20 protein-coding genes are annotated in these 20,546 nt (G+C 69.9%); 7 read left to right on the top strand and 13 right to left on the bottom strand.

Annotated elements, in window-relative coordinates:
• Positions 1-129 precede the first annotated feature (129 nt).
• The gene (locus tag ACFQS9_RS01555) at positions 130-609 is read left to right on the top strand and encodes a hypothetical protein (RefSeq protein ID WP_378400871.1); all 480 of its coding nucleotides are present in this window, start codon (positions 130-132) and stop codon (positions 607-609) included.
• A 6-nt stretch (positions 610-615) separates the two neighbouring features.
• Here ACFQS9_RS01555 and ACFQS9_RS01560 read toward each other — a convergent pair whose 3' ends face one another.
• Entirely contained in the window at positions 616-1,461 is an 846-nt protein-coding gene (locus ACFQS9_RS01560; protein WP_378400873.1) for an NmrA family NAD(P)-binding protein, read from the bottom strand.
• 80 nt (positions 1,462-1,541) lie between these two features.
• Between ACFQS9_RS01560 and ACFQS9_RS01565 the strand changes: the two genes are divergently transcribed.
• Both ACFQS9_RS01565 and ACFQS9_RS01570 read left to right on the top strand, forming a co-directional pair.
• Complete coding sequence (locus ACFQS9_RS01565; protein ID WP_378400875.1) at positions 1,542-2,189, top strand: cupin domain-containing protein; 648 nt, start codon at positions 1,542-1,544, stop codon at positions 2,187-2,189.
• Positions 2,189-2,497, top strand: coding sequence for a helix-turn-helix transcriptional regulator (locus ACFQS9_RS01570; protein ID WP_378400877.1), 309 nt, complete (start codon positions 2,189-2,191; stop codon positions 2,495-2,497). The genes ACFQS9_RS01565 and ACFQS9_RS01570 overlap by 1 nt, the downstream gene beginning before the upstream one ends.
• Positions 2,498-2,529: 32 nt before the next feature.
• Here the strand turns inward: ACFQS9_RS01570 and ACFQS9_RS01575 are convergent, their stop codons facing one another.
• Positions 2,530-3,189 (bottom strand): hypothetical protein, encoded by a 660-nt coding sequence (locus ACFQS9_RS01575; protein ID WP_378400879.1) that lies wholly within the window; start codon positions 3,187-3,189, stop codon positions 2,530-2,532.
• 92 nt (positions 3,190-3,281) lie between these two features.
• The gene (locus tag ACFQS9_RS01580; RefSeq protein ID WP_378400881.1) at positions 3,282-5,582 is read right to left on the bottom strand and encodes an ATP-binding protein; all 2,301 of its coding nucleotides are present in this window, start codon (positions 5,580-5,582) and stop codon (positions 3,282-3,284) included.
• Positions 5,583-5,746: 164 nt separating this feature from the next.
• Between ACFQS9_RS01580 and ACFQS9_RS01585 the strand changes: the two genes are divergently transcribed.
• The gene (locus ACFQS9_RS01585) at positions 5,747-6,058 is read left to right on the top strand and encodes a hypothetical protein (protein WP_378400883.1); all 312 of its coding nucleotides are present in this window, start codon (positions 5,747-5,749) and stop codon (positions 6,056-6,058) included.
• Positions 6,059-6,104: 46 nt separating this feature from the next.
• Here the strand turns inward: ACFQS9_RS01585 and ACFQS9_RS01590 are convergent, their stop codons facing one another.
• Positions 6,105-6,689, bottom strand: coding sequence for a TetR/AcrR family transcriptional regulator (locus tag ACFQS9_RS01590; protein ID WP_378400885.1), 585 nt, complete (start codon positions 6,687-6,689; stop codon positions 6,105-6,107).
• 88 nt (positions 6,690-6,777) lie between these two features.
• Between ACFQS9_RS01590 and ACFQS9_RS01595 the strand changes: the two genes are divergently transcribed.
• The gene (locus tag ACFQS9_RS01595; RefSeq protein WP_378400886.1) at positions 6,778-7,815 is read left to right on the top strand and encodes a beta-ketoacyl-ACP synthase III; all 1,038 of its coding nucleotides are present in this window, start codon (positions 6,778-6,780) and stop codon (positions 7,813-7,815) included.
• A 35-nt stretch (positions 7,816-7,850) separates the two neighbouring features.
• Here the strand turns inward: ACFQS9_RS01595 and ACFQS9_RS01600 are convergent, their stop codons facing one another.
• The 3 genes from ACFQS9_RS01600 to ACFQS9_RS01610 form a co-directional block, all read right to left on the bottom strand.
• Positions 7,851-8,036, bottom strand: coding sequence for a hypothetical protein (locus ACFQS9_RS01600; protein ID WP_378400888.1), 186 nt, complete (start codon positions 8,034-8,036; stop codon positions 7,851-7,853).
• Between the two features lie 82 nt (positions 8,037-8,118).
• Positions 8,119-8,454 (bottom strand): SDR family oxidoreductase, encoded by a 336-nt coding sequence (locus ACFQS9_RS01605; protein WP_378400890.1) that lies wholly within the window; start codon positions 8,452-8,454, stop codon positions 8,119-8,121.
• Positions 8,455-8,584: 130 nt separating this feature from the next.
• Complete coding sequence (locus ACFQS9_RS01610; RefSeq protein ID WP_378400892.1) at positions 8,585-10,060, bottom strand: FAD-dependent oxidoreductase; 1,476 nt, start codon at positions 10,058-10,060, stop codon at positions 8,585-8,587.
• A gap of 286 nt (positions 10,061-10,346) precedes the next feature.
• On the opposite strand from ACFQS9_RS01610, the gene ACFQS9_RS01615 reads away from it, so the two are divergent.
• Positions 10,347-11,954, top strand: coding sequence for an AMP-binding protein (locus ACFQS9_RS01615; protein ID WP_378400894.1), 1,608 nt, complete (start codon positions 10,347-10,349; stop codon positions 11,952-11,954).
• Positions 11,955-12,006: 52 nt separating this feature from the next.
• On the opposite strand, the gene kstD is transcribed toward ACFQS9_RS01615, so the two are convergent.
• From kstD to ACFQS9_RS01645, 6 genes are all read right to left on the bottom strand, one after another.
• Positions 12,007-13,689, bottom strand: coding sequence for a 3-oxosteroid 1-dehydrogenase (gene kstD, locus ACFQS9_RS01620; protein ID WP_378400896.1), 1,683 nt, complete (start codon positions 13,687-13,689; stop codon positions 12,007-12,009).
• Between the two features lie 39 nt (positions 13,690-13,728).
• Positions 13,729-14,364: a TetR/AcrR family transcriptional regulator gene (locus ACFQS9_RS01625; RefSeq protein WP_378400898.1), complete on the bottom strand. Its 636-nt coding sequence runs from the start codon at positions 14,362-14,364 to the stop codon at positions 13,729-13,731.
• Between the two features lie 123 nt (positions 14,365-14,487).
• The gene (locus tag ACFQS9_RS01630; RefSeq protein ID WP_378400900.1) at positions 14,488-16,194 is read right to left on the bottom strand and encodes an AMP-binding protein; all 1,707 of its coding nucleotides are present in this window, start codon (positions 16,192-16,194) and stop codon (positions 14,488-14,490) included.
• A gap of 71 nt (positions 16,195-16,265) precedes the next feature.
• The gene (locus ACFQS9_RS01635; protein ID WP_378401585.1) at positions 16,266-17,855 is read right to left on the bottom strand and encodes an AMP-binding protein; all 1,590 of its coding nucleotides are present in this window, start codon (positions 17,853-17,855) and stop codon (positions 16,266-16,268) included.
• A gap of 114 nt (positions 17,856-17,969) precedes the next feature.
• Entirely contained in the window at positions 17,970-18,524 is a 555-nt protein-coding gene (locus ACFQS9_RS01640) for a nuclear transport factor 2 family protein (protein ID WP_378400902.1), read from the bottom strand.
• Positions 18,525-18,647: 123 nt separating this feature from the next.
• Positions 18,648-19,793 carry a PucR family transcriptional regulator gene (locus ACFQS9_RS01645; protein WP_378400904.1) on the bottom strand — a complete coding sequence of 382 codons (1,146 nt, stop codon included), beginning with the start codon at positions 19,791-19,793 and terminating at the stop codon, positions 18,648-18,650.
• A 77-nt stretch (positions 19,794-19,870) separates the two neighbouring features.
• On the opposite strand from ACFQS9_RS01645, the gene ACFQS9_RS01650 reads away from it, so the two are divergent.
• Positions 19,871-20,425 (top strand): putative immunity protein, encoded by a 555-nt coding sequence (locus tag ACFQS9_RS01650; RefSeq protein ID WP_378400906.1) that lies wholly within the window; start codon positions 19,871-19,873, stop codon positions 20,423-20,425.
• The last annotated feature ends 121 nt before the right edge of the window (positions 20,426-20,546 follow it).

Genomic DNA, 20,546 nt, shown 5'->3' on the forward strand with positions numbered 1-20,546 from the left:
CCCGCGCGTGGCTCGCCGCCGACCGCGGATAGTGAATGTCCGAGGCCGCCAATCCATCTCGGCGCTGCGGCCGACCGAGTGGCGGGCGGCGCCCGGTATCCGGGCGAAGTCCCAAGTATGGTCCCACCCATGGACGAGGACGATGCCTACGTTGAGCTGGCCACGCCGGCGGAGAGGCAGAGCTGGGACAAGCAGAACAGCCTGATGTACGGCGGCCTGATCGCGATCGGTGTGGTCATCCTGCAGGGCTTCCTCACCGCCGACCCGCTCGGCACGTCCGGGAAGATCTCGGTCGTCGCCTTCGCCGTCGCGTTGCCCCTGCTCGCGGTGCTGATCATGCTGGGTGAGCTCCAGGCCAGCGCGACCAAGGTCAGCATGACCGACGAGATCGCCAAGGGGATCGCGCTGTCGAGTTCGCTTGTCGGCGTGGTCGCGGCCTTCTGGCACATCGACTGGCTCGCGGGTGCCGCCGTGATCGCCTCGGGAGCCGCCGGGCTCACCGTCTACGGTGCGCACTTCAGCCGTTCGCGCTTCAGCCGGGCCGTCACAGTGCGGAGCAGGGCGGAGGGCCGCGGCACCACCCCGGATCCCGATCCCGCCGCGCCGTAGCTCGCGTCAGTCGCGCCACGCCCCGGCGGCCGCGGCGCCCCTCACGAACTGGGCGAAGGAGCGGGGCGGCCGACCGAGCGCGGTCTGCACTCCGTCGGACAGCTGGCTGTCCATGTCCCGACGGATCGGGCCGACCGAGTCGGCGTAGTCCTCGGCGTCGGCCCTGGGCCAGCCCGCGCCGACCAGCTCGGCCACGAAGTCCTCGGGCGACAGCGGCACGTAGCGCACCGTGCGGCCGGTGGCATCCGAGATGACGGTCACCACTTCGTCGAGGGTGAGCGCACTCGGTCCGGACAGCTCGTAGGTCCTGCCCACGTGCTCGTCCCCGGTGAGCGCCGCGACCACGACCGCGGCGATGTCCTCGGCGTCCACGAAGCTCGCCGCGCCGTCACCCGCGGGCAGCCGCAGCTCCCCGCCGAGCACCGCGTCGCGGAAGAACCCCTCGCTGAAGTTCTGCGCGAACCATGCGGGCCGCACGACCGTCCACTGCAGACCGCTGTGGCGCACGGCGTCCTCGCCGTCGATGTGCGTCCTGCCCGCGGTGCTGCCTTCGCCGGCGTATCCGGGGACGTCGACGCCACGGCCCGACAGCAGCACGACCCGCTCGACCCCCAACTCCTTCGCGCGCCGGACGAACGGCCGCGTCAGCAATTCGCCGTCGTGCGGCACGATGAGAACCCTCTTCGCGCCGTCCAGGGCGGCGTCCCACGTGCTCCGGTCCGTCCAGTCGAAACGCGGCTCGCCGGAACGCGATCCGACGCGCACGGGGACACCCAGCGCGCCGAGTTGGGCCACGGCGCGTCCGCCGACCTTGCCGGTACCGCCAGTGATCAGAATCGGGTGCTCAGTCATGGGACAACTCAATCCTTCGGCGCGGGCGGAGGCCATGGCTGCGACACCCAGGTCGATGTTCGTGCGTCTACATTCGAGGGGTGGACACGTTGGCGAATCTGCTGGACGGGGTGCGGGCACGCGGAGCCGTGTTCACCCGGACGGTCATGAACCCACAGTGGTCGCTGCGCTTCGCGAGCGGCGCCCACCTGACCCTGGTCGCCGCGCGCAGCGGCCGGGTCTGGATCACGCCCGCCGACGGCGAACCGATCGAAGTCGGCTCCGGTGACATTGCCGTCTTACGCGGCCCCGCCCCGTACACCGTCGCCGAGGACCCCGCCTCGCCGCCCCGGCGCGTCATCACCAGCAAGGACTACTGCGCGCGCACCGCGCGTGCGGTCGTGGATGGCGGGCCGGCCCTCGACCCGCGTACCTGCGGCGTGGACGAGGCGGGTTCGGCCCTTCTGATCAGTGGCGCCTACGAGGGCCCGGCGGGCATCAGCGACCGCCTCCTGGATGCCCTGCCGGGCATCCTCGTCGTCCCGGAGGCCGAGGGCGACCGCACCCTCCTCGCGTTGATCGCGGAGGAGGTGCGCCGCGACAAGCCTGGCCAACAGGCGGTCCTGGACCGACTGCTCGACCTCCTGCTGGTCTCCACCCTGCGTGCCTGGTTCGACCGCCCGCAGGTCCATGCCCCGCGTGGTACCGCACCACGGACGACTCCGTCGTCGCGAGCGCGCTCCGGCTGATGCACGACTCCCCCGCGCACCCGTGGACCGTGGCGACCCTCGCCGCCGAGGTGGGTGTCTCGAGGTCCGGTCTGGCCCGCCGTTTCGCCCGCCACGTCGGGGAGCCGCCCATGACCTACCTGGCCACGTGGCGCGTGGCCACGGCCGCCGACCTGCTCCGCGACACCGATGCCACGGTGAGTTCCATCGCCCACCAGGTGGGGTACTCCAACACCTTCGCCCTCAGCGTCGCCTTCAAGCGCTGCCGCGGCATCACCCCCACCCAACACCGCGCGGCCGCTCTCCACGCCCGGGGACTGAGCGCCTGACCGCGCACGACTCTCTCGTCCCGGCCCGGGCTCTAGGTGCTTGCCCGGCACCCGATCTCGCCGCCCGCCTGGGCGATCGCGAACGCCTCCTCGCGGCGGGAATCGGACCACCGCTCATCGCCGAGCAGACCGTAGACCAACGCCGATCCCAGCAGGGTCGAGATCGGGGGCGCGGCCCCGTCGGCACGGAACGAGTCGAGTGAGTCCTCGAAGCAGTACACGGCGCCGCGCAGGTCGCTGCCGAACACGGCGAGGTACCCGGCGGCCTCCGAGACGAGGGCCTCCAGCGTGACCTCATCGAGGTCCGCCACCGCGTGACCGGCCTCGTCCACCAGTGCCGCCGCGTCGTCGAGGTCGCCCTCGGACCCGGCCAGCACGCTGTCGGCGCAGAGCGCGATCACCCGGTCGACGGTCGCCTGCCCGCCCCGGCGATCGAGGGCACCACCCCGTCCCTCCCACGGCAGCCGCGCGATCCGGTCCAGGAACAGCGCGGTCGTCATCCGCAGCGCCGTCTCGGCCTCACCCGGTTCCGTCAGGCAGTACTCCATCGCCTCGCGAATAGGCGGCTGCTCCCGCACGAGCCGCTCCTCCCACTCGAGCCGGCGTGCACCGGACCACCCGGCCGAGCCCTTGCGATCGGTCACCGCCGCAGTGCTGTCGGCGGCGGAGTACTCGGTCACGGATTCGCACATCGGTCACCTCGGGGTCGCGGGTCCAGCGGGTCGCATACCAGCGTGAACCTCACACGCGACCACGACCACGGGAGAATGGCCCGTTTCGGTGCCTACGCCGACGCCGTTCCGGCCGGTAGGTCCGTTCCCTCTCCGGTTGCCCCCGCCGCGACCCAGGCCGCGATCTGCGCGCGGGCGGTGAAGCCCAGCTTGGCGAGGACGTGCTCGACGTGTCCCTCCGCCGTGCGGGGCGCGATGCCCAGTTGCTGCGCGATCGCCCGGTTGGTCAGCCCCTGCGCCACCAGGTCGGCGACCTCGCGTTCGCGTTTCGTCAGAACGGACGTCGGCGGCGTTGTCTCGGCGGGGGCGTACTCGTCGAGCGCGTAGGCGACGGCCTCGCCGACGCCGAGATCGCGGCCGCGCGACATCGCGGCCGCGAAGCCCCGTGCGCCGAGCGCCGCCCGGACCTGCTTACGCCGCTGCTTCTGCTGCGAGACGAGGCCAGGGATGACCACCATCTTGATCCCGGACACCTCCCCCACCGAGTCGGCGGCACCCATCAGCACGGCGGCCCGCTCGCAGTCGTGTCGGGCCGCGGCCACCCAGGCCAGGGCCTCGAGGCAGGTCGAGCAGGTGAGCGGGTCGTCCACCAGGCGCGCCAGCCGCAGTCCCTCGTCGAGGAGCTGCGTGGCCCGGCCCGGATCGCCCTGCTGCCAGACGGCGAGCCCGAGCGCGCACAGCGAGTACGCCCGGAACACCGACTCCCGGTGGGTCTCGGTGATCGCGAGGATCTCGCGGTGGCGGTCCAGCGCCCGGCGGCCGTCGCCGCGCAGCCAGCTCGCCAGCGCCAGCCCGAGCAGGCTCGTGACGCGGCGCAACGGGTTGCCGGTGGTCTCGAACGTGCGGACCGCCGACTCGAGGTCCAGCACCGCGCGGGCCAGATCACCGGCAAAGATCGCGACGTACCCGTCGGCCGACCGGGCCAGCGCGGTCCATTCCTCGCCGCCGACCACCGCCGCCGCCGCGCGGGCCTCCGCGGTCAGCGCGGCACCCGCAGCGACATCGCCCTGCATCACCGCGAGCACGCTGTTGACGCAGAGGGCGGCGATCCGCGCCTCGGTCGGCTCGCCGCCCTGCGCGGCCAGTGCCCGATCCAGCCAGAGCCTGCCCTCGCCGAGCAGGCCACGCGCGAGCCAGAGCAGGTACATCGCCTCCGCGATCCGCAGCGCGGACTCGGCCTCGCCCGGTTCGGACAGGCAGTGGTCCAGCGCCTCGCGGACATTCGCCTGTTCCCGGTCGAGCCGCCGGATCCACTGCACCTGCCGCGGCCCGATCCACTCCCGCTCCGCCCGCACCACCAGCAGCTCGTACCAGTCCCGGTGCCGGCGGCGCAGCGCGCCGAGCTCACCGCTGCCCTCGAGTTTCTCCAGGCCGTACTCGCGCAGCGTCTCGAGCAGCCGGTACCGCACCACGTCGCCGTGGTCCTCGCGGATCAGGATCGACTTGTCCACCAGCGCGGCGACCACGTCCAGCACGTCCTCGGGCCCCAGCTCCCCGGCGCACACGCCTTCCGCCGCGTCGAGCTCGAAGCCGCCGGCGAACACCGACAGCCGGGCCCACAGATCCCGCTCCCGCTGGGTGCACAGCTCGTGGCTCCAGTCGATGCACATCCGCAGCGTCTGCTGCCGCGGGGGCGCACCCCGGTGGCCGACGGTCAACAGGCGATACCGGTCGGTGAGCCGCTGCAGGATCTGCTGCGCCGACATGGCACGCAGTCGCGCCGCGGCCAGCTCGATCGGCAGCGGCAGGCCGTCCAGCCGGTGACAGATCCGGGCGACGGCCAGCGTGTTCTCCTCCGTGAGGCCGAATCCGGGCAGTGCAGCGCACGCGCGCTCGGCGAACAGGGTCATCGCCGTGTAGCGGGGCAGCCGGCCCAGCGAGGGCAGATGGTCGGGATCGGGCACCTCGAGCGGCGGAACCCGCACGGTCACCTCCCCGGCGATGCCGAGCTGTTCTCGGCTGGTGGCCAGAATCCGCAGGCCCGGACTCGCCCGGAGCAACGCCTCCGTCAGTTCCGCGACCGCCTCGACCAGGTGCTCGCAGCTGTCCAGCACGAGGAGCAGATTCCGTCTGGCGCAGTAGTCCACGAGCATGTCGAGCGGCGGGCGGCTCGACACCTCGCGCAGCCCCAGCGCGGCCGAAACCGTGTCCGCCACCAGCACCGGATCCCCGAGCTCCCCGAGCTCGATCAGCCAGACACCGTCGTCGAACACCCGTCGGCTCTCCTGGGCAATCCGGAGCGCGAGCCGAGTCTTGCCGACTCCCCCGATGCCCGTGAGCGTCACCAGCCTGGACTCGGACAGCAGCCGCCGTCCGGCGGCCACCTCACTCTGGCGACCGACGAAACTGGTCATGTCCTGGGGTAGGTTCCCGGTCCTACCGCGCGCGCCCCGCGACATCGAATCGACACTCCCGCCGACGAATCCTGCCAATCCGACGGTACCCCCGCCCGTCCCGGACGAGAGTGCCCGCGCCCGTTGAGCCAACGCGGGAGGCCGCCCTGAGCGATACTCCAGTCGTGCAGCCGACAAGCGATGTCATCGAGCAGATCCTGCGTCAGGCGATCGAGGGTGGCGGAGTCGTCGGCCGGGCAACGATCGACGAATGGGATGGCGTCTCGAAGGCGCGCATCACCGAGCGGGGCGGCACCGTCCACGTACTCGACGAGGCCGTCGCCCAGCGCGGCATCGCGGAGTTCCTGGCGGACGACGCCAACGACGACCCGGACGGACTCGACGCGCTCACCGCGCACGACGGTGACCGCGTCGACGGAGACCTGGCCGATTCGGTGGTGCAACTCGGTCTGTTCGGTCGGATCGTCTACCTGTGACCTCCGCGGCGCGCGCGCCGCGAACCGTCATCGGCGCGGCCGACGATCATCCGTGCGCGAGGTGATGACCCAGCAGGATGCGGAGCTGGCCGTGTGCGTCGACGAACGGTTGGCTCGACTCGAGCGCGCGGCTCTGCACGATGGCGCCCTCGATCACCGACAACAGCAGCCCCGCCAGCGGGCGCGCGGTCGTTGCCTCGATTCCGGCCGCGACCAAGCCGTCGGCGAGCCGGGCGGTCCAGTCGGTGAACGCCTGACCGGCGGCGGCCTGCACCGCCGGGTCCAGCTCGTCCAGCGCGGCCGCCATCATGAACGAGCCCAGCCGGTACTCGCTGGACTCGAGCGGTTCACGCCAGAACGCGAAGAGCTCGTCCAACCACTGGTCCACCGACGGCGTGCTCGCCAGCCGCTCCGCCATCACGCTCAGGTGGGAGTGCACCACTCTCGACACGATTCGTGTCGCCGTCTCCACGAGCTGGCCCTTGCCGGACGGGAAGTGCTGATACAGCGAATTGCGCGACGCATTGCTGCGTTTGAGCAGCTCGGTCAGCCCGGCCGCATTCACACCGAGCTCCTGCACCGTGGCGATGGTGCTCGCGAGGAGTCGAGCTCGCGGTCGTGCCGTGGTCATCCGAATCCTCCCGCGCTTGTGTGAACCGATCGGTTCATGTTAGATGAACCTTACTGATGGACCGATCGGTTCACATGGAGAGGATGCCGTGCCCGCCCCCATCGCCACCGCCAATCCCGTCACGCACACGGCCCTGCTGGGCCTCGGCGCGTACCGGCCCCGACGTGTCGTCCCCAACGCCGAGATCGTGGACGCCATCAACTCCAGCGACGAATGGATCCAGACCCGATCCGGCATCAAGGCCCGAGGCTGGGCCGACGGCGACGAGACCATCGTCTCGATGAGCGTCGCGGCGTCCCGCGACGCACTCGCCGCCGCGGGCCTCGAGGCCGCGCAGATCGACGCCGTGGTGCTGGCGACGTCCTCGCAAATGGTGCTGGGACCGTCGGCGGGCGCTGTGGTCGCCACGGAACTCGGCATGCACGACACCGCGGCCTACGACATCTCCGCCGGTTGCGCGGGCTTCTGCTATGCGCTCGGCAACGCCGCGAGTCTCGTCCGCGCCGGGCAGGCCCGCCACGTCCTGGTGATCGGCGTGGAACGGCTGTCCGACCTTCTCGATCCGACCGACCGGACCTGCGCGTTCATCTTCGCCGACGGTGCCGGCGCGGTTGTCGTCGGTCCCGCCGACGCGGAGGGAATCGGTCCGGTCGCATGGGGTTCGGACGGAACCCAGACCGAAGCGATCAAGCAGGACAAGGACTTCAAGCAGTACTTCGCCGAGGTCGCGGCCGCAGAAGCCAGCGGCGGCAGCACGGAGCGGCCCTACATCCGGATGAACGGTGCGGCGGTGTTCCGGTGGGCGGTGACCTTCCTGGAGAAGGCCTGCCGCGACGCCCTCGAGAAGTCCGGCATCACGGCCGAGGACCTGGACGCCTTCGTGCCGCACCAGGCCAACAGCCGCATCACCGACGCGCTGATCCGGACGCTGGGACTGCCCGACACCGTCGCGGTCGCCCGCGACATCGTCGAGACCGGCAACACCAGCGCGGCATCGATCCCGATGGCCATGGAACAGCTCCTCCGGTCCGGCGGCGCCAAGCCCGGCGACACCGCGTTGCTGCTCGGCTTCGGCGCCGGCCTGGCCTACGCCGGACAGGTGGTCCGGCTCCCCGCGATCGCGTAGGCCGTCGGGCCCGGCGGGGCCCCGCCGGGCAGTACCTACTCGGCCGGAACGCGGGACACCTGGAAGCGTTCTGCGTGGTCGGCCGCCCACGGCGCGAACGTGCGTGCCGGGCGGCCGGTCACCTGCTCGACGGTGTCGACGACGGTCGTGGAGTCGTCGGTGGGAACGGCGTACCAGCCGATGACGTAGTCCGCGTCCGCCCGGGACACGCCGGTGGCCATCAGCCTCTCGATCGCCTGCTCGTGCGTGATCGGGACGAAGGCGATGTCGCGACCGATCGCCCGGGACAGGATCGCGATCCGTTCACTCGGGGTCAGCGACTCGGGACCGGTGAGGTTGTAGGCACAGCACGGTGATGCGCCGCACCCCCGCCTCCACCGCGCGCCGCACCAACTCGGGCCCGACCTCGGCGAGACCCGTCGACACCGTGATGTGCAATCGACTGACGCCGTCGAGCGCGGCGTCCAACCCGTCCGGCGCTGTGTGCGTGCCTGCCACCAATTCCACCCCGGCCGGGAGCTTTCCCACGGCCGCAGCGGGATTACGCGTCAGCGCCCGAACGCGCTCGCCTCGGCGGACCAGCTCTGCCACGACGTGCCGGCCGGTGTTCCCCGTCGCACCCGTCACCAAAGTCGTCATCATCGAACTCCTTTCGTCGCCGACGACGCTAGAAGCTCAACTTCACTTGAGGTCAAGGGTCCGCCCCCGATCGCCGGGCACACCGCCTTCCGCCCTGGTGGCCCGGCTCGGGGGTGGGGGCCCGGAGCGATCAGCCCTTGGCGGCGATCCGGCCCGCCCTCCTGCCGAAGAAGCTGCCGTCACCGAGCGAGGCCCCGCTCGCGTAGCCACCCGCGGACACACCCGCGGTGCATCGTCCGGCGGCGAACAGGCCGGGAATCGGCTCACCGGAGACATGCAGCACCTCCGAGTCCACGCTGGTACGCAGGCCGCCCAGGGTGAAGCCCCCGGTGAACCCGCGCAGGTCGATCGCCGCGACGGGCGACCCGATCGGCTTGACCCACTCCGGCTTCTTGCCCAGCACGGGGTCCTCGCCGTTCGCGGCGTGCCGGTTGTACACCTCGACGGTGGCCTGCAGTGCGCCCTCGGCCAGCCCCATCTCCGCCTCGAGCTCCTCGACCGTCTCGCACACCCACGTCGGCTGATGCCGCAGGAACGGGGTCGCCGTCGGGGTGGTCAACGCCTCCTCATACGCGGCCTCGTCGATCACCAGGAACGCCTGGTTCTGGTTCTCGATCAAGGTGGCCTGCCCGACCCGGCCGGGATAGGTGTCCTCGTTGATGAAGCGCTGTCCGCGGCCGTTGACCAGGATGCCGCGGACGAAGAGCTGGGGATCACAGAAGAACGCGACCTCGGTGGCGTCCATGTGCGCCAGGTCCGCGCCGAGCGCCTGCGCCATCTGGATCGCGCGGCCGTCGTGCTCCTCGATCGACGCCGCGGGCCGGCCCACCAGCCGCGGCGCGTACGCCTCGACCATCCGGTCGTTGTAGGCGAAGCTGCCGGTCGCGAGCACCACGCCGCGGCGGGCGCGGATGGTGACCTCCTTCCCGTACTGCGTCGCGACGACGCCGACCACCCGGCCGGACTCGTCCGTCACGAGGGTCTGCGCGCGGGTGTCGTACACGGACCGGACGCCGAGCCCCGTCGCGGTGTCGGTGAGCGGCTTCATCAGCATGTAGCCGCCGCCCCGCTCACCGCCGGACTGCTTGTCCGCCATCTGCGGAATGTGACCGCGCGGGGCGGGCGGGATGGTCGCGGCGAACGGCGCGGCGTTCTCGCCGCCGGAGTACTGCAGTCCGTCGTCGCCCGGCGGCTCCCAGCCCGGCTCGCCCCAGAAGCTCTCCTTGAACGGGACGCCGCACTCGACCAGCCAGCTGTAGTGATCGACACTGCCCTCGCAGTAGGCGTCGATCTTCTCGGCATCCACACCCGGGCCCAGAGCCGCGGTCATGAACGCCTTCATGGCCTCCACCGAATCGTCGAAACCGCAGGCCTTCTGCAGCGGGGTGCCGCCACCGAGGTAGATGAACCCGCCGGCCATCGCGGCCGCGCCGCCCCAGCCGCCGGTGCGCTCGAGCACCAGGACGTCGGCGCCCTCCTGCGCCGCCGCCAGGGCCGCGGACGCACCCGCGACGCCGTACCCGGCGACCACTACGTCGGCCTCGTGATCCCACTGTGCGATCTCGTCGGCCCGCCTCGGGCGGACGGTCGCGCTGCTGCTCGTCATGTGCGTCTCTCCTGCATCTCTGATCCGAATGGGGCGCGGCGAATCCGGACAGCGAAGCGCCGTGGACACATCACAGTGCGCTCACGCAAACCCGACCATCGCCGTTCCCGCTGATCGGAACAAACACCCACACGCACCGACCACTGCGGCCGCGGCCCCGCACCCGAGCGAGTGGTTCGGCCGCTGGTGCCACGGTTTTGGTTGGTTGTCGCGCGGCGAGCTGGAACGTGTTCTAGATTCGGGGTATCGCGCTCGACACCGGGGGCCCGTGCTGAGAGGAATGATGATGCAGTTCAACCTTGCGGACGTTTTCGAGACGGTCGCATCCGCAGTACCTGATCGCGTCGCGCTGACCTACGAGGACGAAAACCTCACCTACGCCCAGCTGGAGGCGGAGGCCAACAGGACCGCGAACCTGCTTGCGGCCTCCGGGGTCGGCCACGGCGACCACGTCGCACTGTTCCTCAAGAACAGCCTCGAGCACGTGACCAGCATCCTCGGCCTGGTCAAGATCCGCGCGGTGCCGATCAACGTCAACTACCGCTACACCCCGGCCGAGCTCGAATACATCTTCACCAACTCCGATTCGGCCGCGGTGGTCGTCGAACTCCCCGAGCACCAGCGGACCCTCGCCGGACTGCTCGAGTCGTGCCCGCTGATCCGGACGGTGTTCGTGGTCGGTGAGACCGTCGACGAGCTCCGCACCGCCGCCGCGGCCCGCGGGGTTGCCCTGGTCGACTTCGCGGAGACCCGCAACCAGCCGGCGACCGGTGAGTTCGCGTCCCGCTCCGGCGACGACCTGTACGTGCTGTACACCGGAGGCACCACCGGGTACCCGAAGGGCGTCATGTGGCGCCAGGACGACTTCTTCCGCAAGCCGCTCTCCGGCGGAAACCCGTACGGCGACCAGCCGCGCCAGGACCTCGCCGAGGTCGCGGCCGCCGCCAAGGAGTTCCCCGAGCTCGCCTTCCTGATCGCCGCACCGCTGATGCACGGCGCCGCGCTGTACTCGCTGTTCACCTTCTTCACGCTCGGGGCGCGGGTGGTGCTGCGGCGCGACTTCGATCCGGCGAAGGTCGTCGAGTCGATCGAACGCGACCGGGTGCAGGTGATCCTCATCGTCGGCGACGGCATGGGCCTGCCGCTGGTCGACGAGATGGAACGCCGCAAGGACGAGGTCGACATGAGCTCGCTCTTCTCGATCACCTCCGGCGGCGCGATCTGGTCGACCAGCGTCCGCAATCGGATGCTCGCGGTGAAGCCGGATCTGCTGCTGCGCGACAACTTCGGCGCCTCCGAGTCCGGCAACGACGGCGCCTTCACCATCGACGAGGCCGGCAACCTGCGGATGCCGCCGTCGCCGAACATGATCGTCGTCGACGAGCGGTTCGAGCAGCTCCCCGCCGGCTCGGGCGACGTCGGCTACATCGCCCGGATCGGCAACGTCCCGCTCGGCTACTACAAGGACGAGGAGAAGACCGCCCGCACGTTCCCCACCCGCCCCGACGGCACCCGCATCTCGGTGCTCGGCGACATGGGCCGGGTGGAGGCGGACGGCACCATCGTCTTCCTCGGGCGTGGCTCGCAGTGCATCAACACCGGCGGCGAGAAGGTCTTCGCCGAGGAGGTCGAGGCCGCGCTGCACGCGCACCCGTCGATCGCCGACGCGCTGGTCGTCGGCGCCCCCGACGAGCGGATGGGTCAGCAGGTCGCGGCGGTGGTCGCGGTGTACCCCGACGCGCCCGAGCTGACGCTCGAAGAGGTCCAGGAGCACTGCCGCAAGACCCTCGCCCGCTACAAGGCGCCGCGCATCCTGGTCGTGGTCGACGAGGTCAAGCGCACCCCCGCGGGCAAGGCCGACTACCGCTGGGCGTCCTCGATGGCATCGTCCTAGCGACCGGGAATGACCCTGCCCGGGGCCGACGTGTCGGCCCCGGGCAGGTCCCTCACCTCCGCGCGGCGTCGAGGGCGGCGAGATAGCCGAAGACGATCGCCGGGCCGATGGTGGCGCCGGGGCCCGCGTAGGTGTGTCCCATGACCGGTGCGCTGGTGTTGCCCGCGGCGTAGAGGCCGTCGATCACTGTCCCGTCGGCGCGTAGCGCCCGCCCCGCGCTGTCGGTATCGACACCGCCCTTGGTGCCGAGGTCTCCTGGCACCATCTGCGCGGCATAGAACGGCGCCTTGGCGAGTTCACCGAGGCTCGGGTTGGGCTTGTTGGTGATGTCTCCGTAGTAGTGGTCGTACCTGCTCTGCCCGCGCCCGAAGTCGGGGTCGCTGCCAGCGCGCGCGTGAGCATTGAACCGGTCGACGGTGGCGGCCAGGGCGTCGGCGGGGACGCCGATCTTCCCGGCCAGTTCGGCGACGGTCCCGGCGGAGGTGATCGCGCCGGAGCGCTGCCAGGAGCGCGGCAGCGGTTGGCGGGCGGGCACACCGGCGAACATGTACCGGTCCCGGTAGGTCTGGTCGAAGATCAGCCAGGCCGGCAGGTTGTCCGCGGCCCCGTCGCCCTGCCCGAACGGCCCACCGAACATCCGATGGGTGGCCTCGACGTAGGGCAGCGATTCGTTCATGAACCGCACCCCGCGGTCGTTGACCATCAGGCTGCGCGGCAGCGAGCGCTCCGCCAGGGCGAACCACGGCCCCTTCGGCAGGGGGATCGACGGCGCCCACCAGGCGTCGTCCATGTAGGAGACGGCCGCGCCGACCCGCAGACCGGCGGTGATCCCGTCACCCGTGTTGGTCGGTGCGCCGAGGCTCCACGACGTGTCCACCGGAGCGCGCTGGTACTGCCGTCGCATCGCGCTGTTGTGGTCGAACCCGCCGCAGGCGAGCACGACGCCGCGGCGAGCGTGCAACGTGGTTCGTGACCGGCCGTCGTCGAGGGCCACGCCCACCACGCGGTCGCCGTCGGTGATCAGGTCGGTCATCGCGGTACCCAACCGGACCGGCACCCCCGCAGCGCGCACACCGAGCATCAGCTGGGCCATCAGCGCGGAGCCGAGGCCGATCAGCTTCTTGCGGCGGATTCGGCCGATGACGCTCCGGGCGCCCACCCGCAGCATGCGCTGCGGTCCGCGCCAGTGCCGCAGCCCGGTGCTCAGCCAGCGGTAGTCGGACTGCTTGACGACGACGCCGAGTGGGGCCTTCGTGTAGGAGGGGTGCAGTGTCGGCAGATCGTCGCCGAGCGCGCGAGCATCGAACGGCCGCGGTTCGCACGAACGTCCGGTGGCGCGCCCGCCCGGCGCCTCCGGGAAATAGTCCGAGTAGCCGTTCACCCATTCGAGATCCAGGCCGGAGTTCTCGATGAGAAAGTCGAGGGCCTCGGGTCCGCGGTCGATATAGGTATCGATGCGATCGGGGTCGGCACCGTCTCCGACGATGCTGGTCAGATACGTTCGTGCCGCGCCGAGGTCGTCGGCGGGCGCCTGTCGGCGCAACACCGAATTGCCCGGGATCCAGACCCCGCCGCCGGAGCGGGCCGACGATCCGCCCCAGTACTGGGACTTCTCCACGATGACCACGCTCATGCCGTTCCTGGCAGCGGTGATCGCTGCCGCCATCCCCGCTGCGCCCGACCCGACGACGACCAGGTCGACTGCTTCGTCCGTCCCGTTGAGATCCTGTGTCATGTCACGCCCTCCATGTCTCGTGAATCACGGTCTGGTGAATCACGCTGTGGTGTCGCGGTTTTCCGGTCCGGCTCCCCCGCTGCCGGGTCCCGCTCCCCACCGCTCGTCGAGGACGGCGCTGAGCGCTCCCTCGACACAGACGGGCAGGGACGCGCCCCGGTTGCTCGGATTGCCCAGCCATCGGAGGTAGCCGAACTCGGCGGCGGCGAGCATCAGGTGCACCAGCAGTCCGGGATTGCTGTCGGCCTCGGGATCACGCGACATTCGTTGCGCGACCAACTCGACCAGTCTCGACCGGTGTTCGGGGGTGATCAGGCCCACTCGATCGAGCAGATGCGGCGCGGTCCGGAAAGCGGCCCGCCACTGCTCGATCTCTGTCGCCGCGAAGGTGTTCGAGCGCGTCAGAATCGCCTGCGCCAGTGCCACGTCCGCCGACTCGGCGGCCGGACGTTCCTCGAGGAGGACAACGATCCCGGAACCGCCTTCGCGGACGGGATCGAGGAGCAGATCCTCCTTGCTCCGCACATGCCGGAAGTAGGTGCTCGGCGAGATACCCGCCTCTGCCGCGATCTGCTCGGTGGTCACGGCGTCGAAGCCGTCTCGGGCGAAAAGTGTGAACGCGGCGCGCTGGATCTCCGCCCGTACCTGAGCCCGCTGCCGCTCCCGCAAAGACATCCCGACCGTTCCTCTCACACACGCAACGCGACGCCATTGGCTGTCGCGCGACCACCTTCAGTGGTGAGAGTATCTACCTACGTGAGAGTTACTGTCAAGAGGATAGGCGCTGCCAGGCGGCGGTCAATACGGTGCGCGGCCGTACAGGTCGTATTCCGACCTCAAGCTGTTGAGCGCGTCGGGGGTCGCGCGAACGTAGTGGAGATCGCCATCGCCGAGATAGATCGGATCCTCGACGAGCCACGACTCGGTCCGCAGCACGGGCTTGTTGATCTTCCGTGTGGCCGTCACCGGGATGGCCGTGGCGATCCGCACGATCCGCGGGGCCCACTTGGTCCCGAGGTCGGGCTGCTCCGCCACGAAACGCCCGAACGCCGCCGGGTCGAAGTCCGCGCCGTCGTCCATCTGGATCGTGGCCATCACCCGGTCGCCGGTGCGTGGGTCCGGCACGGGGTAGACCGCGACCAGCCGGACGCCGGGGAATCGGGCGAGAATCCGCTCGACGGGTGCGGCGGAGAAGTTCTCGCTGTCGACGCGGATGCGGTCGCCGGACCGGCCGGCGAAGTAGAAGAAGCCCTCCGCGTCGCGGTATCCGAGGTCCCCCGATCGGTAGGCGCCTCCGTCGATCCGCTCCGCGGTGGCCTCCGCATTCCGGTAGTAGCCCTCGAACATGGCGGCTCCGGTTCGGTTCACGATCTCCCCGATTGCCTCGCCCGCGTTGAGGAGCACCCCGTTGGCGTCGAACAGTGCGCGGGGGCACTCCCGGCCGTCCTCGTCGTGGATCGCGACATCCATCACCTCCGGGGCCCTGCCGAGCGAATGCGGCGGCGAATCCGGGGTCACGCCGATCACCACGGCACCCTCGCTGGAGCCGTAGCTCTCGATCGGGCGGACGCCGAATCGCCGTTCGAACTCGTCCCGATCGCGCGGCGCCGCCTCAGTGCCGAAGACCACCCGCAGGTTCGTGTCCCGCTCCAGCGGCGACTCGGGCGCGGTGAGGAGATAGGCCAGCGATCGACCGACGTAGTTGAAGAAGGTCACCCCGAATCGTTGGACGTCGGGCAGAAATCCCGAGACCGAGAACTTGCGGCGCATCGTGAAGGTGGCGCCGCTGAACACCGAAGGCGCCCAGCAAGCCATGATCGCGTTGCCATGGAACAGCGGCATCGCGTTGTAGGTCACGTCCGCTCGGGTCAGCGAGCAGTAGTTGATCGCACCCAGGGCGGCAAGGCGACCGGTCGTGCAGATCACCGCCTTCGGCGCGCCGGTGGAGCCGGAGGTGAAGGTCAACAGCAGGCGGGTCGCCGGATCCTTTGCCTCGGGTGTGATCGGAAGCGGGTCGACGGAGGCGGATTCGACGGCAGTCAGCCACTCGGCGCCGTCGACGAGCAGGAGACGGTCGGCCTCGACTCCCGTGTAGAGACCGTCGAGCAGGGCGAGCCCGGCCCGATCGGTGAGGATGAGGTCGCAATCGACCCCACGGATATCCGATGCCAGTTCGGCTCCACGGCGGGTGGGGTTGATCCCGATCAGGGTGGCGCCCGAGAGCGCCGAGGCCCCGATGAGAAAGATGTACTCGGGGACGTTCTCCAGCAGGACGCCGATGTGGAAGGGGCGGTCGGGCCGGCGCAAGGCGGACAATACCGAGGCACGGGCGGCGCATTCGCGCACCACCTCCCGCCAGGTCCAGCGGGAGTCCTCGAACAGCAGTCCGGGATGGTCGTCCTCCGCGCGCGCGAGCAACAGGTCGGCGAAGGTCAGGCGCCGCTCGGCGACCTCGGCGGGGGTGAGCCGTGGAACCTCTTGTCCGGCAACAGATTCTGCGTGCACGTCATCTCTACTTTCGTATTCCATCGGGGCGCGGGACCCCGGGGGTCGGGCGGGACTACGCCACGTCGGCGTCAGCCCTGGCCGATCAGGCCGAGGGACTGCTCGCGCATGGCGACCTTGCGGACCTTGCCGGTCACCGTCATCGGGAACTCGTCCACCACGTGCACGTACCGGGGGATCTTGTAGTGCGCCAGCTTGCCGGTACAGAACTCCTTGACGGCCGCCGCGTCCAACGGGGCGGCCCCCTCACGCATCCGGATCCACACCATCAGCTCCTCCCCGTACTTCTCGTCGGGGACCCCGATCACCTGCGCGTCGAGAATGTCGGGGTGCGAGTAGAGGAACTCCTCGATCTCCCTCGGATACACGTTCTCGCCACCCCGGATCACCATGTCCTTGATCCGGCCCGTGATCGCGACGTACCCGTCCGCGTCCATCACCCCGATGTCGCCGGTGTGCATCCACCGCGCCGCATCGATCGCCTCCGCGGTCTTTTCCACGTTGTTCCAGTAGCCGAGCATCACCGAGTACCCGCGCGTGCACAGCTCCCCCGCCTCACCCCGCGGCAACGTCAGCCCCGTCGCCGGGTCCACGATCTTCACCTCGAGATGCGGGCCCACCCGCCCGACGGTCGACACCCGCTGCTCGATGCTGTCGCCGGAGCGGGTCTGCAGCGACACCGGCGAGGTCTCGGTCATGCCGTAACAGATCGACACCTCGCTCATGCCCATCCGCTCGATCACCTGCTTCATCACCTCCACCGGGCACGGCGAGCCGGCCATGATCCCCGTCCGCAGGCTGGAGTGGTCGTAGCGGTCGAAGTCCGGGTCGGCGAGCTCGGCGATGAACATCGTCGGCACCCCGTACAGCGAGGTGCACCGCTCGGCCTGCACGGCCTCGAGGGTGGCCTTCGGATCGAACGCGGGGCCCGGGATCACCATGGTCGCGCCGTGGCTGGTGCAGGCGAGGTTGCCCATCACCATCCCGAAGCAGTGATAGAACGGCACCGGGATGCACACCCGATCCTGCTCGGTGTAGTGGCACAACTCGCCGACGAAGTACCCGTTGTTGAGGATGTTGTGGTGACTGAGCGTCGCCCCCTTCGGGAAACCCGTTGTCCCCGAGGTGTACTGGATGTTGATCGGATCATCCGCCGACAACCCCGCCTGCGCTGCCGCGAGAACACCCGGATCGGCGGCCTGGGCCGCGGCACCATCGTCGACCAGCGCCCGCCAGTCCTCGCCGCCGAGCAGGACCACCGACTCCAGATCTGGGCACCGCGGCCGCACCGTCTCGATCATCGCCGCATAATCGGAGGTCTTGAAACTCGCCGCGGCCACCAGCATCCGGATGCCGGCCTGCTCGAGCACGTACTGCAATTCGTGCGCGCGGTAGGCCGGGTTGATGTTGACCAGGATCGCCCCGATCTTCGCGGTGGCGTACTGGATCAGCGTCCACTCCGGACAGTTCGGCGCCCAGATACCCACCCGATCGCCCTTACCGATCCCCCGCCCCAGCAACCCGGCCGCGAGACCGTCCACCTCCGCGGCGAACTCCCGATAGGTCCAGCGACGGCCCGTCGGGCAGTCCACCAACGCCTCCCGGTCCGGGTGCGCGGCCACCGTCCGATCCAGGTTGTCGCCGATGGTGTCACCCAACATCGGGGCATCCCACACCCCCGACGAGTAGCTGGGCTCCGGACTGTTCGTTGCGGTCCCGCTCACTCTGCCCTCACTTCCACATAGACGGACATGCATTCCGCTGCACGGAGGGCGCTAGGACGCGGGGGCGTGGACCAGATCGATGTACGCCTGGGGAAGCTCGTCGAAGGACAGCTTGGTGATGCTCACCGGTCCGGACGCGTACGAGTCCTCACCCTCGATCTTGCCGTTCTCGTCCACCGGCCACAGGAGCAGCTGCCGGAACACGATGAGGTAGTCCGCGGACTCGTCGTCGACCGGGAACCCGAGCTGCGCGGCGTACGAGCCGGGGTAGATCTGCTTCAGGTAGCCCTCGGTGACCAGGCAGTGATCGTCGACGATCAAGCGGTCGAGTTCGTATTCGAGGATGTTGCTGCGCGATTCGACGAAGGCGGCGTAATAGGCCCGCACCCCCTCGGTGGTCTTCGGGCCGACGTCCTGGCCGTTGTTCCAGAAGTGGTAGTCGGGCGTGGGGCACAGCGTCTCCATCAGGCGGTCGAGATCCGGGACCGCCTCGGCCTTCATGTGCTCGAGAACGACGCTCAGGACCACGCGGTGCCGCTCGTTGGTGGTGACGGCGAGACGCTCCTCGACCAGCTCCCAGGTGCGGTTCGAATCGATTACGGCCATCGGATGTTCCTCTCGGTTGTGGATCACACTTCGTCACACATCGTGATCCACGCCACACCCGGGTGTCATCCGACGCCCGTCGGCAGATCGGGAGACCCGGCCCGACTCCCGTCGGATGGTCCGTCAGGGGTGCAGAAACGCCTCGGACGCCGCCAGCTCCGCCGAGGACAGCGACATCCTGCGGAGCATCAATGCCAGGGTCGCCATGAACCGGTCCGTCGACCGCTCGAGGTCCCAGCCCATCTCCTTCTCGATGTGCGCCAGCCTCGAGGCGACCGTGCTGTGGTGCACGTGCAGCTCCGTCGCGGTCCGCCGGAGCGAGCCGAACACGCAGAACGCCTCCAACGTCGTAACGTCCTGCGCACCGGTCTCCGTGACCGCAAATGCGTTGAGCCGCGCCACGTCCCGGTCGTTGAGCAGGCGCTCGAGAGGGATCTCGGCCAGGAGTTCGAGCGAGCCGAGGAACCCGAATGCCACCGCCCGTCGACCGAACACGGTCGAGGAGGCGAAGCGCAGCGCACGCCGCGCCTGGTCCCACGACGCCGGTGCCGCGTAGATGCTCATGCGTTCGCCGATCCCCACCCACGGACCGCGGTCGCGGCCGGCCCCCGGCCCGGACGGGTACGCGGCAACGATCGCCTCGTGGAGGCCGTCGGCGAGCCGCCGGCTGTCGAGGTCCTCCTGCACCAGCATCGCGGTGAGGTTCCCGACCGCGACCGACCGCACGATCCGTCCGGGACACGATCGCGAGATCAGTTCCGCCGCGGAGCTGTTGGCGGTCGCGGACACCGCGAGCACGCGAACGTTCTGAGTGGGGTCCAATCCCAGCAGCTCCACGGCGCGAATGCGGTCCTCTCGCCGCTCCTTCCCCGAGAGCACCACCTCGAGCAGTGCCGGATCCCCCATCCGCGGCCCGGCCACCGCACCCGGCCGCACCGCGGCCACCCTCAGGGTGTGCCGCAATCGATCCATCAGGACCGAATCCAGGGGATGCTCCCCGCCCGCGCGTTCGAGCCACACCTCGAGGTCCTGCCGGATCGGCGCCTCGCGCCGATCGTCGTCGAGCGGATCCCCCAGTGCGCCGTACCTGATGACGGTTCCCGACCCCCACCGGGCACCGACGGGGCACTCGGCGAGCAGCGCCGCAGACCGGACCACCGTGTCTGCGTTCGCGGCCGACTCACCCAGCTCGTCGAAGTAGGAGATGATCCGCAGCACGGAGACCGAATCCGACCCCAGTTCGGACATCCGAAGTCGCTCAAATCTCATGGAACCACCATCTCTCATCGACTCCGGTTCATCCACACCCGCCGCCGCGGGGTGAGAATCAGTGCGAAGCTCGGGTCATGACGACTGTGTCCGGCGACTTCGAGCTGACCATCGAGGAACTTCGAGCTGTCGCGGCCTACGTGGCGGAAAGCGCTCAGGAAGTCCTACCGGTGTTCGAGGCCGCGAGTCCCGATGATCCTCGGCCCCGCGCAGCCATCGATGCTGCGTGGGAGTTCGTCAACGGTGCGAGAAGGACCCAGCTGCAGCGCGTGACTTCGATGGACGCACACCGAGCCGCGAAGGAGGCACCCACCGAGGCTGCACGTCTCGCTGCACGTGCCGCCGGCGATGCAGCGTCTGCCGCCTACCTCCACCCGATCGCCAAATCCCACCAGGTCAGTCACATCTTGCGCGCTGCTGCAAGTGCAGCGCGCATCGGTGAGTTGAACGCAGGCGACGATCCCGACGTCGGGAACAAGCTGATCGAGCAGGCTCGGCAACGCGGCACGCCCACGTTGACTGATGTCCTCAGCCGGTATCCCATGGCGCCAACTGGTAGGGACCGCGTTGCGCAGCTCATGAGTTCCCTGGACGCTTCTCTCCGCACAACCACGGGCGACGCCCCGCGCTGACGGATCCGGGCGCGGGGTGGGTGGACACTGGAGGGGAAGCGGGCCGGACCGTCCCCGACCCGCACGACGCGGAGGAGCCGACGACGCCCGCGAACAGCAGTTCCGCCGAGAGCCCGGTACT

The sequence above is a fragment of the Rhodococcus daqingensis genome (genome assembly GCF_042665615.1).
Lineage (GTDB): Bacteria > Actinomycetota > Actinomycetes > Mycobacteriales > Mycobacteriaceae > Rhodococcus_G > Rhodococcus_G daqingensis.

Coding starts and splice junctions, on each gene's coding strand:
- ACFQS9_RS01605 (WP_378400890.1), bottom strand. CDS start 8,454: ATGACGACTTTGGTGACGGGTGCGACGGGGAACACCGGCCGGCACGTC.
- ACFQS9_RS01625 (WP_378400898.1), bottom strand. CDS start 14,364: ATGTCTTTGCGGGAGCGGCAGCGGGCTCAGGTACGGGCGGAGATCCAG.
- ACFQS9_RS01635 (WP_378401585.1), bottom strand. CDS start 17,855: ATGTTGGGTGACACCATCGGCGACAACCTGGATCGGACGGTGGCCGCG.
- ACFQS9_RS01610 (WP_378400892.1), bottom strand. CDS start 10,060: ATGACGAGCAGCAGCGCGACCGTCCGCCCGAGGCGGGCCGACGAGATC.
- ACFQS9_RS01560 (WP_378400873.1), bottom strand. CDS start 1,461: ATGACTGAGCACCCGATTCTGATCACTGGCGGTACCGGCAAGGTCGGC.
- ACFQS9_RS01555 (WP_378400871.1), top strand. CDS start 130: ATGGACGAGGACGATGCCTACGTTGAGCTGGCCACGCCGGCGGAGAGG.
- ACFQS9_RS01615 (WP_378400894.1), top strand. CDS start 10,347: ATGCAGTTCAACCTTGCGGACGTTTTCGAGACGGTCGCATCCGCAGTA.
- ACFQS9_RS01590 (WP_378400885.1), bottom strand. CDS start 6,689: ATGACCACGGCACGACCGCGAGCTCGACTCCTCGCGAGCACCATCGCC.
- ACFQS9_RS01650 (WP_378400906.1), top strand. CDS start 19,871: ATGACGACTGTGTCCGGCGACTTCGAGCTGACCATCGAGGAACTTCGA.
- ACFQS9_RS01580 (WP_378400881.1), bottom strand. CDS start 5,582: ATGACCAGTTTCGTCGGTCGCCAGAGTGAGGTGGCCGCCGGACGGCGG.
- ACFQS9_RS01645 (WP_378400904.1), bottom strand. CDS start 19,793: ATGAGATTTGAGCGACTTCGGATGTCCGAACTGGGGTCGGATTCGGTC.
- ACFQS9_RS01570 (WP_378400877.1), top strand. CDS start 2,189: ATGCACGACTCCCCCGCGCACCCGTGGACCGTGGCGACCCTCGCCGCC.
- ACFQS9_RS01600 (WP_378400888.1), bottom strand. CDS start 8,036: ATGGCCACCGGCGTGTCCCGGGCGGACGCGGACTACGTCATCGGCTGG.
- kstD (WP_378400896.1), bottom strand. CDS start 13,689: ATGACACAGGATCTCAACGGGACGGACGAAGCAGTCGACCTGGTCGTC.
- ACFQS9_RS01575 (WP_378400879.1), bottom strand. CDS start 3,189: ATGTGCGAATCCGTGACCGAGTACTCCGCCGCCGACAGCACTGCGGCG.
- ACFQS9_RS01640 (WP_378400902.1), bottom strand. CDS start 18,524: ATGGCCGTAATCGATTCGAACCGCACCTGGGAGCTGGTCGAGGAGCGT.